Here is a 13,493-nt window from a genome sequence, read left to right as displayed (position 1 = left end):
GAACCTTATTTTTATCGCTAAAAAATAGGTAAAAAATGGCAGAAATAACCAAGCATTATCCTGAATTTCTCTGGCCAGTCCGAGTTTATTATGAAGACACCGATTTGGCGGGTGTAGTTTATTACGCCAATTATTTAAAATATTTAGAACGCGCTCGTACGGAATGGTTGCGGCAATTAGGGTTTCAACAATCGCTTTTAAAAGCTGATCACGACGTGATTTTTATGGTAAAACGACTGGAAATAAATTACATAAAGCCCGCTCGTTTTGATGATCACTTGTTGATTGGTGTACAACTGATCGATTGTCGTCGGGCTTCTTTAGTGTTACGGCAATGGGTTTGTCGGGATATTGAAATACTCAATGAAGCACAAATAACGTTGGCTGCCGTCAATGCCAGCACAGGGCGAGCGCGGGCGATTCCTTTGTCTATTGTAAACATACTCACATCATGAATGAATTTACCCAAGCCGCCAGCCAATTATCTCTTGTTGAACTTGTTTTACATGCCAGCCCTTTAGTCCAAGGCGTGATGGCATTGTTGTTGTTATTGTCCGTATTATCATGGATGCTGATTTTGCGGCGCAGTCGGGTATTGCATCGTGCTAAAAAACAAGCTAATGATTTTGAAGAAGAATTTTGGAAAGGTCGTGATTTAAATGGTTTATACAATCGCTTAAATAGCCTCAAAAAACCGCCCACTGGCATGGCTAATATTTTTGCTGCGGGTTATTCCGAATACGCAAAATTGCGGCGGCAGCATCATATTCTGCCGGAAAGTGTTGTTGAGAGTTGCCAGCGTGTGATGCGTGTGACATTTAATCGAGAATTGGACTTGTTAGACCGCGATTTGACCACTTTAGCGACCATTGGTTCGGTCAGTCCTTACATTGGTTTATTTGGTACGGTGTGGGGCATTATGAGTTCGTTTCATGCGCTTGGAGGCGTACAACAGGTGACATTGGCGATGGTTGCGCCTGGTATTTCGGAGGCGTTAATTGCCACGGCGATGGGTTTATTTGCGGCGATTCCTGCGGTCATGGCGTATAACCATTATGCGGATGATTTAGACCGTTTAACCACCCGTTATGACGCATTTTTAGACGAGTTTACAGGATTATTACAGCGTCAAGCCTATGCGCGTGCCGCACCTGCGTCCAATCCAACGCCTGCGCCTGCGCCCGTCATTGATTTGGATCACAATCCAGAGTTTGGAGTATAACGTTATGGCCAGCGCAGTTCCCCGCCAACACCGTCGCCGTAAACATCGCATGGCAGACATGAATGTGGTGCCGTATATTGATGTGATGTTAGTGTTACTGATTATTTTCATGATCACCTCGCCTTTGTTGGTTGAAGGCGTGAATGTTCAATTGCCTAAATCTTCGGCACAAATGGATGATATTAAAGCCAATGATAAAGGCGAATTAATGGTCATTAGTTTAAATGCAGCGGGTGAGATTTTCTTTCAAAATGAGGATTTTTCTATTTCTGAAGACGAATTAAAAGCGCGTTTATTGTCTTTAGTAATGGACTATAAAAAAAATATGCAAGAAGTCCCCACGGTACATTTAAAAGCCGATGAGCGTTTACCTTATGGAGAAGTGATAAGATTAATGGCAAAATTGCGCGAAATGGATTTTGTTAAAGTCAGTTTAGTGATCCAAAAAGAATAGTGCATTTTTCTATTTCCATTCACATCACGAGAACGTTATGGACAGCCGCGAAGAACAATCTTTAGATGAATTATTAAATCGCTTATTGGTGGCGTTTGAAAACAAAATGCCATTTAATAAATTACTGGGTTTAAAAATTGATAGTCTGCATTTAGGTGAAGTGCGTTTGCGTTTGGAAATGCGCGAGGAATTAATTGGCAATTATGTCCACGGCATTTTGCACGGAGGCGTGATTGCATCGGTGTTAGATGTGGCGGGTGGGATGATTGCGATTGCCAATGCCTTTAAAACTAAGGAGAATCTCTCGGAAAATGAACGCATGGAAGGGATCGATAAAACCAGCACCATTGACATTCGGATTGATTACTTGCGGCCGGGACGCGGTCAATATTTTATTGCGACGGCAAACGTGTTGCGTAGTGGACGTAAAGTTGCGGTGACGCGAATGGAATTATTTAACGATGAAAATGTGTTAATTGCGGTGGGAACGGGCAGTTATTTGGTCGGTTAATTATTGCTTATTCAACCAATAAACGCACTGTTTTCTCAGGAGAAAAATAAGCACTGCGATCATGGCGTAAAATTCTTAATGGTAAATCATAATGACCTTGAGGCAATAATTCGCTATAAAATGCCGCAGAAAAACCGCAATAACGATATTGTTCTCCCCCCAAAGTGCGCACCACATCAGGACGTTCGCGCCCGTATAGCGCGGTAATTACATCCGAACCCGCAACAATTAGCACGCCACCTGCGGGCATTTCAGCCACTTTATCAATCGCCCAACCGCGAATTTGCATCACGGGCGTATCGTGGCGATTAATTCGGATATAATTTTGCGTTAATCGCTGTCCATTGATCGACTCAATGGCAAATAAAGTAGCTTCTTGACAAACACTTAATGTGGTCATGGCCATGTAAATTAAGAAACTACTGCCTAATAACAGTAATGTACCAACTAATCCTCCCGCAATAATTAAAGCGAAATGTTCAAACCAATGAAACGCTAATCCCGTCCCTAATGCACTGCCAAATCCCGCAATCACAAAACCGCTAATTAATACTAATTGTTCTTGTCTACGTTGTTGTTTTTGTAATGTTTGTACACAATCGCGTGCGGTTTGGTGATGATTTTTTAAGGTGTGTGCAGCCAAATATTGTTGATAGCCGCCTAATGTGTGATGCTGCGTTGCCCACGTCCAGTATTGCTCATCTTCAAACTGTTTAATGCCTAAATGTTGCTTGTCAGGCATTTCTAAGGACAAACCGCGCACAATGATGTGTTTTTGTTCATCAGCATCTAGTTGCACCCACACAGGATAGCGGGTTTGTGCGGTTAGCGTTTTCACCGTTTCTGGTTCTACGTGAACATATAAGCCATTGAGTGACATAGACATCCATGACGGCCACGTGATTAATAACGGTAAACTGTGCTTTTTCTCATCATAATGCCCCAATAACACATTAGCATACCCCGCTGCGTGGGGACCACTCTCATAGAGACGTTGGGCAAAATCGTGGGCTGATTCTTCGGCTTCGCTGTGTAATGGTGGCGTTGCAGGGGCAGACGGTGCGCTTGTGGAAGGCGATGGAGGGGGCTGTTGTTGCTGCTGCTGCCACGCCAATTGTGCTTGTTTTAACGCCACGCGATAATTGGCAATATCTTCTGGAGTTAAATTAAGAAAATAAGGCAATTCCCAACCGCATTGTGGGCAGCGATTCGCCGTCGAATCGATGTTAAATTCGCAAACGGGACAGCGATCAAAATCAGGCATCATTATTTTTTCATTTGCGCCTGTTGATCTAATAATTGCCGCACTTGTTGTTGCAGTAATTCTTCCACACTGCAACCGCGTGTGATGGCCAGTTGCTTTAACTGTTCTCGCTCGTGAAAATGCAGGCTAAAACTTAAATGCACTTGGGGATCAAAACGATCTGATTCACTTTGAGATGAGTTTGGATTTATCATCATTTTTACCTGTAGAAAGTTAAATCATTCAATTAAAAAATTCTGTACAATTCTAATTCAGACGATACATCTATCATGGTAGTTTTTATTCTTTAAAAAAACTAGGGTCTAATTCATGCCGATTCAGTAATTTATAAAAATCAGTGCGATTGCGTTTAGCCATACGAGCCGCTTGCGTAACATTGCCGTGAGCAATTTTTAATAATTGCACCAAATAATCACGTTCAAAACGACTGCGCGCTTCATTAAAAGACAATAAATCAGGTTCTTTTGTCTGTAACGCTTTTTGTACCAAAGCCGCAGGGATAATGGGACTGACAGAAAGTACTACTGTTTGTTCAATAATATTAAATAGTTGCCGAACGTTACCCGGTAAATTAGCATGAACCAGTAATTCTAATGCTTCGGGCGAAAATCCTGTAATGACTTTGTGATTGCGTTGTGCCAATTGGTTGAGAAAATGTTGAGCCAACAAAGGAATATCTTCCCGACGCGCACTTAATGGCGGCAAATTAAATGTCACTACTTTTAACCGATAATATAAATCTTCTCGAAATTGTCCGCTTTGCATTCGTTGTTCTAAATTTAAATGCGTGGCAGAAATAATGCGCACATCAATATCAACGGTTTGGGTCGCGCCTACCGCTCTCACTTGCCGCTCTTGCAACACACGCAATAATTTGGTTTGTAATGGAAGTGGAAGATCGCCAATTTCGTCTAAAAATAAAGTCCCCCCATGCGCCGCTTGAAATAAACCTTGATGGTGCGCAATTGCCCCCGTAAATGCTCCCCGCACATGACCAAATAATTCCGATTCAAATAAATGTTCAGGAATGGCACTGCAATTGACGGCAATAAAGGGTTTCTCATGGCGCAAACTGGCACGGTGAATGGCTTGTGCTAATAATTCTTTTCCTGTGCCACTTTCTCCACTAATAAAAATATTGGCTTCGCTGGCCGCTGCTAATTTTGCTTCATTTAATAATTCTAATAATTCAGAATTGCGAGTGATAATATCAGCGCGCCATTGTTCGCTGTCTGAAGCAAGGGGAATTTCTGTGTTTAATAATAGTGCTTTTGCCACTTGTTCTAACAATTCGTCAGGTTCAAATGGTTTGGTTAAATAGCAGAAAACGCCCTCTTGTAATGCGGTGACAGCACTGGGAATAGTGCCGTGTGCCGTCAGAATCAGAACGGGTAAAGCGGGTCGCTGTTGGTGAAGCTGGCGAAAAAAAGTAAGTCCATCCATCCCTGACATTTGTAAGTCAGTAATAACCAATTGGGGTTGGGTGATGCTCAAGTGGGCGAGGGCTTGTTCCCCACTTTCGGCTGTAACCACCTGATAACCCGCACTTTTGAGACGCAAACCCAATAAACGACGCAAATCTTCGTCGTCATCAACGATTAAGATGGTTTTTGCAGGGACATTCATGGTGTGACCGTGGGGGTGATGGCGGGACGACTGGAAAATTGGGTCTCTATGGTTTTTAGAGCTTCCAGTTTACTTTCTAATTGTGCTTTTTGGGCATGGGTTTGTTGCAATTCGCTTTGCAATTTCACCTGCTGCATTTTACTTTCTTGCAATTGCATTTGCAATTTGCTTTGTTGGGCTTGCTGTTTCAATTGGCTGTGTAATAAAGATACATAAGCCGTAAAGAAGGGTCTGTTTCCAATTCTTGCTCAGAAAAGCCTTCAAGCCATTTTAAGGCTTGTTCTGGATCAGCATGGCGCGGAGATAAGCCCGTCACTAATACCACACGGAGACGATTTAATACACTTGGATTTTTTGTCCATTGTCGTTTGGCTTTTTGCTGTTCTTTCTTCAATTGTTCGTCGGATAATTGACTGATTTGACTAAAATAATTTAGTGTTTCGCCAATCACAGAAGCATGAGAGTGAACGGGCGCAGAGACAGCCATCGTCGCGGGCGTTTTCTCTGGCTTGGGAGAGGAGGGGGAATCTGAGGTCAGCAACGCGCTCATTTTGCTGCAACCACTGAGCAGTAATGAAAGACTAAGTATTTTCAATAAGTGTAGGGGTAATGGTGTGCGATTCATCATTATGTTTCTATTTCAACCCAATATGCAGTGAGAACCACGAGAAAGCAAAATATGTGAAGGACTATTGACAATCTGATCCGTCTGTAGCAATAGTTTATTGAGGTCAGTGAACCCAAGTGCATAGACGTGTCCGACAATCATATCTGTGGTCGATTTAGCCTAAGTGTAGCATAAGAATGGATAAGATTGTCGGTTGAATACATCAGATGAGTGGCATTTCTTATGCTTAATAGAGCAGAAATTTGTGTTTATTATTGTCGTTGAAATTCTGAGAATTTACATATCCGCAGGAAAAAAATAATGGAAAAGCTCTTATTAATGATGACCAGTTATGTCATTGCATTATTTCTAACCATTTTGGTATTGGCGTGGTTAGGATCGGTGGCTTATTCAGTGGGAGAAATGGCAATGGTGGCTTTATATTTTTTAATTTAATGAGGCGATGATGACACGCAAACTCATCAGCTTTGACTGGGCAATTAAAAAAATTCTGCGCAGTAAGGCTAATTTTGGGATTTTGGAAGGGTTTTTATCTGAATTATTATTTACTGATATTCAGATTCTTGAAATATTAGAAAGTGAAGCCAATCAAGACACGGAAGATAATAAATTTAATCGCGTCGATATTAAAGTCAAAGACCGCGATGAGAAAATTTATATTGTAGAAGTGCAATTTTCGCGTGAATTAGATTATTTGCAGCGAATTCTTTATGCCAGTTCTAAAGTAATCACTGAGCATTTGCCTAAAGGTGCGCCTTATTCTGAAGTGAGTAAAGTCATTTCGGTGAATATTTTGCATTTTGATTTAGGTAAAGGCGATGATTATATTTATCATGGTACGACGCGCTTTATTGGTTTGCATAATCAAACTGAGTTAGAATTGAGCGCAGAACAACAGCAGTTATATTCTGCACAAAGAATTGCGGATTTATATCCTGAATATTATTTAATTGAACTGCGTAATTTTAATAATGTGGCAAAAGATACTTTAGATGAATGGATTTATTTTCTTAAAAATGAGCAGATTGAAGATAATTTTACCGCTAAAGGTTTAAAAGAGGCTAAAGAAACTTTAGACGTGTTAAAAATGAATCCACAAGAACGCTTGGCTTATGAACGTCATCAAGAAGCCTTGCATTATCAAGCCAGTATGTATGAATCGACTTATGTATTGGGGAAATTGGAGGGCAAAGAAGAAGGGATAGAAATAGGCATCGCCATTGGTGAGGAAAGAGGCATTGTCATTGGTGAGGAAAGAGGCATTGTCATTGGTGAAGAAATAGGCATGAAAAAAGCCTTGTTGCAAACTGCAATAAAAATGAAAAAAATGGGAATGAGCCATCATGATATTGCAAAAATAATGGATTTGACATTGGAAGAGATAGAAACGCTTTTTATCTAGGGAATATGTTATGATCAAAATTTAACAAAATAATCACTTATTCATCCTAATTCAAACAACAACAAACTTGCAGGAAATAAAAATGGACACCTTATCCACCGCCCTAGCGCAATTAAAAGAAGACTGGCAAGCCCAAGGAAAATCGCTGGATGATCCTGAATGGGGGGTGCTGGTTCTTGAGCAATATTTTGACATGGGTGTGGAGTGTGCCGAACTCACGCAATGGAATGAAGCCATAGAACATTTCGAGACAGGTCTCACTCACGCGCAATCGTGGCTCGCTATGGCGCAGCAACACGCGGGGCTGGCGGAGAAGATTCTGAAGTTATACTCCAACACAGGTGCTATACCAATTTTTTCAGAGTCATATAATAATACTTTTCAAATAGGAGAGAATAATGAACAAAAGATATGAAGATTTAGAAGAGTTAATGTCAACAGGTGAGGCGAGAGAAGTGAAGCGAGCGATGGCAGTAAGAATGTCTTTGCTTGGTTTTGTGCGTGCGGAAGCGGCTTTAGCGTATTGTGTCAGTGTGCAATTTGTGGATAAATGGAAAGCCATTTATTTAGCGTCAGGGGTTGAAGGATTAAAGTTAGCGTATAAAGGCTCACCAGGGTATTTAAAGCCGCGTGAACGAGAAGATGTGATTAATTGGATACAAGAAAAGAAGACAATAACAATAGAGGAACTAAAGAGATACTTAAAAGAGGAGTATGATGTTTTCTATTCTTCAAATACTTCTTATACTAAATTATTAGAAGAAGCGAATTTAAGTTATAAGAAGACACACAAAGAGAATTCGGCAAAAGATGAGGTAAAAGTAGAAGCTAAAAAAAAAGAGATTAAGGATTTAATAGATAAGGAGCGTGAACAGATAGAAAGTGGAGAGGTAATGTACTGGATGCAAGACGAAAGCCATCAGTTGTGGGGAGATATTTGTGGTTATGTTTGGTCGAAAAAAGGAGAAAGAACGTCAATAAAGATGAGTAATTATCGCACGTCTCAAACGTGGTATGGAGCGGTGAATATTTATACGGGAGAATTTATTTTAGATAGGGCAAAGAAAGCTGATACAAAATATACGATAGACTTTATTAACTGGCTCATTTACAGATATAAAGAAGCCCGTCATGTGATTATTTGGGATGGTGCAAGTTATCATCGTTCTGAAGGTTTAAGAACTTATTTAGAGAAATTAAATGGGGGACTTCCAGAATCAGAATGGAAAGTTCGTTTATTAAGATTTGCGCCCAATGCCCCAGAGCAAAATCCAGTCGAGGATATTTGGCTTCAAGGTAAGAATTGGGTCAGAAAGAATTTTCATCGTCTATCAAGCTTTAAAGAAGTCACTAGTATGTTTGAGACCTTTTTGTCAGGTAAAGTGTTTAAGTTTAATAAAATTAAACAGTATCTTATACCTAATATCTAGCTAGATATTAAAACTTAATTTGTTTTTATATCTCACATAATTTTGGTATAGTTACGCGAAACTCACCCCGCCGCGGGTGGATAAGGAAATAGAATATTACGAGACAGGTCTCACTCACGCGCAATCGTGGCTCGCTATGGCGCAGCAACACGCGGGGCTGGCGGAGCAGATTCTGAATTTATACATCGACACAGGTCTTAGCTATGGGAAACTCACTCGTGTGGATAAGAAAATAGAATATGAGGAGACAGGTCTTACTCACGCGCAATCGTGGCTCGCTATGGCGCAACAATACGCGGGGCTGGCGGGGAAGATTCTATTGTTATACAAAAATACAGGTGGTAGCTACGGGCAACTCACGCGTGTGGATAAGCAAATAGAATATTACGAGACAGGTCTCACTCATGCGCAATCGTGGCTCGCTATGGCGCAGCAACACGCGGGGCTGGCGGATCAGATTCTGGGGTTATACGATAATCATATCTCTTCATTTGGCAACCAAAGGTTAGCCGCCCTAGTCATAGACCAACTGCCCTATTTGGGGGTATGGTCTTGGGTGGGACTGCGTCGTTCTGAGGTTGCTGGGGAAATAGCCCATAACTGGAGAAATCATTTATCTACCGATCACGATCCCGAAGTCATCGCCCAAGGTTGTAGGCAACTTTGGGAGGACAATGTCACTCGTTGGCATCAGCCTGAACAGCCGCAACGGGTTTTTCCCTGTCTTGATACGGAAGATTTGTTGGCTTTGGCGGAAACCTTGTATCTGATTGAACAAAGCGAATACCATAAGGAATTATCTGGGTTGTTGGAACGCTGGGAAAATTTGAGTGATTTTGATGGGCAAAACCAGCAGCTACGCAATAAAATCCAAGCGCATGAACAAAAAATTGAACAGCTTACTCTGGCATTATCTCCAGTCCACTCCACCCGCCTGAGGGATAAACTCTGGCACTGGCCGCGTCGCTATTTTTTACGTAAACAGCAACAAGAGCAACACACGCTCCGCGACCATGCCCAACAAAAACAATACGCCTTGGCAAATAATCCCAACTGGCTGAAAGAAGCGGATAATCTACAAAAAGAAATACTTAAAATATTGCACCACAATTATTGTCAGCAGTATTCCTTAGATGATGAATTGTGGACGCTACACAATTTCTCTGCTTTAACTTTAGCCTTACTTAGCCTAACCACGGATAAACCCGATGAGGAGTGGCAGGACACGCCAATTTGGCAACAACCTGAACGCTTACGTTCTTTTTTTGCTGCACCTGCATGGCAATCTTGGTTAGTTCCAACCAGCAAATTCATTTTGAAAAATTGGTTGCTTTCGCCGTTAAATCCTAATCCCAAAAAAGCCCAATTCATTCAACGGCATTTATCGCCTGAATTCAGCTACAGCGAAAACTTTGACTCCACGCTACACCAAACCCTACAACAACTCACTCAACAAACCGACCCTGCTTTAGACCCGCTTTGGCAACAAAACAAAGAAAAAACCAAGCAATTGCTGCCTTTTTTTCAAACATTTACCCTACACGCGCAAACTGATGAAGATACCTTGCGCCGCGAAATACTTACCGCTTGTTTATTGGGCGATATAGGCGATTACCTTAAAAGAACGCTAGAACAAGAATTAGCGCACCTGTTCCCGCTGGCTTTAGAACAACAAAATATTACAGTCACTTTTGCCGCTTTAAATCAACGCCTTCATTACCTTGTGGCGCATTACGAACCACTCCACAGTCGTTTGGGCGAATATGTACACAACTGGGCGGCTGTGCGGCTCAAAGAGCAGTGTCAACAAGACACGATTTCCCTTGCATCCATTTGGGACACTTTAGAACGCAGTCGCATGGGATTAATGGTGGCGCAAAATAATTTGCCTCAAGATTGGAAACAAACCATAGGCAAATTGGCATGGGATGCTTTAAGAGACAGTTTCAATCGATTAATCAGTGATCTCCCCGTTAAACCCGCAGACCCTTGGTCAGTAGCGCAAGCGTGGATAACCCAATTTCAAAACTGGTTACAGCGCGTCTCCATAAGCCAATGCCAACAAAAATTACAAGCACATCAAGCCATTGTCCAATTATTTTTTGACCCGAATACTGGCACATTAAAATACTTAACCTTGACGCGAGAAGGCTTAAAGTTAAACGATTTGCCTGAAGATTGCGCCCAAATTCACTGGTACAATGACGAGGAAACAGGAGTGGCTGATCGTTGGATGGATCATCAAGACAATAATTGGGTGGTTTCTAAAGAAAGAAAGACTTTTTACGACTGGCACGCCGCTGAAAATCCCACAGACCCGCATTGGCAAGCCACCATGAACAGCAACACCGTACAAACGGTGGCTAATGCCTTAGAAAAATACGCAAAAGAGGCAAAATGCACGCAATTATTCGTTATTTTTCCCGCACCTTTGGGACAATTACCGTGGGAAGCCTTAGACCAATGCGCTGCTTGGTTGAATCGTGCCGTTAGCATTAGCCACTGGTTTCATCAAATCGAGCGTTATTACGACACCCAACAGCGTTGGTTATTCAGTTTATCGCCTCATTCCAATTTACCCTGCGCCGTTCCAGAGGCCTTATGGGTTGAGCAACACTGGCACACGCAAATCGCTAAAGACCTCATTAAACGAGACAGCCCAGAACAGAATTACCCTATTTTTCAAGCCATAGCCGAATTAAAAAACAGTCGTCAAGTGTGGCTAATTACCCATGGTCAATATGTGCACGGCGAACCCCGATTAAGCGGTTTACAGCTCAATGGTGCGGATAAAAAAGAAAATATTGACTTACCGATTTGGTTAATTCAAGCCATGCGTTTTAACAGTGAGCTAGTGGTGTTGTCGGCTTGTGTTTCAAATGTTACAGGGAATGCCGCAGAGGGTTGGCTTGCCCCTTTGGGAATTGGCCCTGCTTTAGCTGCGGCGGGCGCGAATCGAGTCATTGGCACATTGTGGTCAGTCAACGAAGTCAGTACATTTATGTTTGCCCACTGTCTATGCGAAATTCAGGCAAATCATAAAGAACTTGAATTATATCAACAAGTTGAAAAAGCAAAACAAAAAATGCGCACCATGAAACAAGCCGAATTTACCGCGATTGTTGAGCAATTCAAGCAAACCTATCCCGACACCCGTATCACTTGCACCGCTAAATTTACCGCCTTCCAATCCCATCCTAATCCTTTAAGCCATTATCGAGATTGGGCAGGATTTATTGTGATGGGTTGACAAGGATAATGATCGCTTGTTTTCTCTCAAAAAAACCCTACAATTAGCTAAAAAGTTTGCATCAGGATAACGACACAATGCCCCAATCTCTCAACTACCAATTTTTATTTTTGTTTGACCGTCAACGCACGGTGGGTTCTCGCCACATCAAAGAACCTGAACATTTACCCATTAACGAAGACCAAGTGAATAAAAACACGCCACCCACAGAAGCGGTGGGTTATCCTGACGGCAATAAGCGATTATTTCGCCTACATATTCCTGCGGCCAAATGCCATCAAGATATGCAGCAATTGCTGTTAGACAGTTGGCGCAAAGTATCGGCTGAATATGAAAAATGTCGAATTGCTGATACGGTGACTTTACACACTTCATTAGGCAATGAAAGTGAAACTTTATTATTGTCTGTTGCTGTATTGATCATAGATGACGAATTGAAAGCCGCCGATCACACAGTGACGTTGCCGCTTTATGATGTTGAGAAAAAAGAAAAAACAGGCGATTGCCATTATGAACCTGATAATAAAGCTTTATTTGAATTAACGCCTGCTGATTTTTCACTGAAAAATCCTGTAACATTTATTGAATTTAACCCCGAATTTAAACCAAAAGCGTTCACCGCTTCTTTTGCAGAAAAAGACAAATGGCAATTGTCTTTTAAGGTTCATGATGAACCTTGTTTAATTGCCTTAAAAGCGGAAGAAGACAGCAATTATATTGCGTTTTCTATTTATGGTTTGGCGCGTCATGATATAACAACCGAAAAAAATCAAGAATTAAATGCGCAATTAGAAGAATTTTTACTGTTTGGCAAGGACAATTTAGGTTATTCTGCTTTAATGTTTCTATTGAATCCCATCATGACGCAACATAGGCAGTACAATAAAATCGATACCGCCGCCCATAAACTGGATCATCACCTGCGCCGCGTCAACGCCCATTACGGTAATGTCAGCGATGCGGAGTTGTATTGTAAAACACGTGAACAACTCGAACATGAACTACACGAAATGAAAAGCCTCATTTCCCGCGCCAGTTATGAGTTGGGACGGATTCCGCAAGCCATTGAAACTTTACACATTAATCGACGTATTTTATTGGAACGCTTGCATATTGTGAATAAACACGGAGCAGATGTGTGGCGATTTGATTGGCAATGGGAAGATGAAGCCCTAACTGCCTTGCAACAACAGCAATTCTCCGATGGAAAACCGACGGCTTCAGCACGGCCGTTGTTGTTGAATCAGTTTGATTATGGAATTGAAAACTTACGCAATCAGCAGCAATACATTGAGGGCAAATTAACCCATTTACGCGGCTCTATTGAGCGGTGGGAATTGGCTTTAGAGCAGCAAAAATTAGAGTTATACGAAAAATTAGGGCATCTGGGGCATGGTATTATTTTCTTAGTGGCTTTAGCGGAAATGGGTCACGTGCTGCATGGTGCGGCTAAGGGGTCTCATGGCGCGGAAGTGACGGACGGCGGCCACCATTGGTATCAACCCGCCTTAGATTTACTACACTGGTTTGATAGCAGTACCTTGGTTCACATTCTGGCCAGTATTTTACAAAGTCCGACCCTATTTTTACTGTTGGTGCTGATCATTCTGTTCCCTGTAGGCAAAGCATGGTGGCGTTTTAGTTATCGTCGCCGTTTAGCGCGAAAAAAATACAAGGCATTGCGCCATCGTCCCGAATAAACCCAT

General features: G+C 41.9%; 15 protein-coding genes. 10 read left to right on the top strand and 5 right to left on the bottom strand.

Annotation, left to right across the window (positions count from 1 at the left end):
- Positions 1-35 precede the first annotated feature (35 nt).
- Genes ybgC through TPSD3_RS03355 form a run of 4 tightly spaced genes read left to right on the top strand, consistent with a single transcriptional unit; the run spans position 36 to position 2,187 of the window.
- Positions 36-455, top strand: a complete 420-nt coding sequence (ybgC, locus tag TPSD3_RS03370; RefSeq protein ID WP_086487172.1) for a tol-pal system-associated acyl-CoA thioesterase — start codon at positions 36-38, stop codon at positions 453-455.
- Entirely contained in the window at positions 452-1,222 is a 771-nt protein-coding gene (gene tolQ / locus TPSD3_RS03365) for a protein TolQ (protein WP_086487171.1), read from the top strand. Before ybgC ends, tolQ begins: the two co-directional genes overlap by 4 nt.
- Before the next feature lie 4 nt (positions 1,223-1,226).
- A complete protein-coding gene (locus TPSD3_RS03360; RefSeq protein ID WP_176329709.1) occupies positions 1,227-1,676 on the top strand; it encodes an ExbD/TolR family protein in 450 nt (149 codons plus the stop codon).
- A gap of 37 nt (positions 1,677-1,713) precedes the next feature.
- Positions 1,714-2,187, top strand: a complete 474-nt coding sequence (locus TPSD3_RS03355; RefSeq protein WP_086487169.1) for a thioesterase family protein — start codon at positions 1,714-1,716, stop codon at positions 2,185-2,187.
- A 7-nt stretch (positions 2,188-2,194) separates the two neighbouring features.
- Here TPSD3_RS03355 and TPSD3_RS03350 read toward each other — a convergent pair whose 3' ends face one another.
- The 5 genes from TPSD3_RS03350 to TPSD3_RS03330 form a co-directional block, all read right to left on the bottom strand.
- The gene (locus TPSD3_RS03350) at positions 2,195-3,454 is read right to left on the bottom strand and encodes a zinc ribbon domain-containing protein (RefSeq protein ID WP_086487168.1); all 1,260 of its coding nucleotides are present in this window, start codon (positions 3,452-3,454) and stop codon (positions 2,195-2,197) included.
- A complete protein-coding gene (locus TPSD3_RS03345) occupies positions 3,454-3,648 on the bottom strand; it encodes a hypothetical protein (RefSeq protein ID WP_140048469.1) in 195 nt (64 codons plus the stop codon). Before TPSD3_RS03345 ends, TPSD3_RS03350 begins: the two co-directional genes overlap by 1 nt.
- 82 nt (positions 3,649-3,730) lie before the next feature.
- Complete coding sequence (locus TPSD3_RS03340) at positions 3,731-5,077, bottom strand: sigma 54-interacting transcriptional regulator (RefSeq protein ID WP_086487166.1); 1,347 nt, start codon at positions 5,075-5,077, stop codon at positions 3,731-3,733.
- Positions 5,074-5,268 carry a hypothetical protein gene (locus TPSD3_RS17425; protein WP_086487165.1) on the bottom strand — a complete coding sequence of 65 codons (195 nt, stop codon included), beginning with the start codon at positions 5,266-5,268 and terminating at the stop codon, positions 5,074-5,076. Before TPSD3_RS17425 ends, TPSD3_RS03340 begins: the two co-directional genes overlap by 4 nt.
- Entirely contained in the window at positions 5,265-5,705 is a 441-nt protein-coding gene (locus TPSD3_RS03330) for a hypothetical protein (RefSeq protein WP_140048468.1), read from the bottom strand. Before TPSD3_RS03330 ends, TPSD3_RS17425 begins: the two co-directional genes overlap by 4 nt.
- Positions 5,706-6,005: 300 nt before the next feature.
- On the opposite strand from TPSD3_RS03330, the gene TPSD3_RS18105 reads away from it, so the two are divergent.
- The 6 genes from TPSD3_RS18105 to TPSD3_RS03305 all read left to right on the top strand — a co-directional run bounded on the left by TPSD3_RS18105 (position 6,006) and on the right by TPSD3_RS03305 (position 13,487).
- A complete protein-coding gene (locus TPSD3_RS18105; protein ID WP_280938407.1) occupies positions 6,006-6,140 on the top strand; it encodes a hypothetical protein in 135 nt (44 codons plus the stop codon).
- Between the two features lie 7 nt (positions 6,141-6,147).
- Complete coding sequence (locus TPSD3_RS03325; RefSeq protein ID WP_217884358.1) at positions 6,148-7,107, top strand: Rpn family recombination-promoting nuclease/putative transposase; 960 nt, start codon at positions 6,148-6,150, stop codon at positions 7,105-7,107.
- A gap of 82 nt (positions 7,108-7,189) precedes the next feature.
- Entirely contained in the window at positions 7,190-7,522 is a 333-nt protein-coding gene (locus TPSD3_RS03320) for a hypothetical protein (protein ID WP_086487162.1), read from the top strand.
- Entirely contained in the window at positions 7,506-8,537 is a 1,032-nt protein-coding gene (locus TPSD3_RS03315; RefSeq protein ID WP_086487161.1) for an IS630 family transposase, read from the top strand. The genes TPSD3_RS03320 and TPSD3_RS03315 overlap by 17 nt, the downstream gene beginning before the upstream one ends.
- 136 nt (positions 8,538-8,673) lie before the next feature.
- Entirely contained in the window at positions 8,674-11,787 is a 3,114-nt protein-coding gene (locus TPSD3_RS03310) for a CHAT domain-containing protein (RefSeq protein WP_086487160.1), read from the top strand.
- Between the two features lie 77 nt (positions 11,788-11,864).
- On the top strand, positions 11,865-13,487 hold the full coding sequence (locus tag TPSD3_RS03305; RefSeq protein ID WP_086487159.1) for a hypothetical protein: 1,623 nt from the start codon (positions 11,865-11,867) through the stop codon (positions 13,485-13,487).
- The last annotated feature ends 6 nt before the right edge of the window (positions 13,488-13,493 follow it).

The organism is Thioflexithrix psekupsensis, from assembly GCF_002149925.1.
GTDB classification, from domain to species: domain Bacteria; phylum Pseudomonadota; class Gammaproteobacteria; order Beggiatoales; family Beggiatoaceae; genus Thioflexithrix; species Thioflexithrix psekupsensis.
Note: the sequence above shows the minus strand (reverse complement) of the source record. Positions and strands in the feature narration are given on the sequence as shown.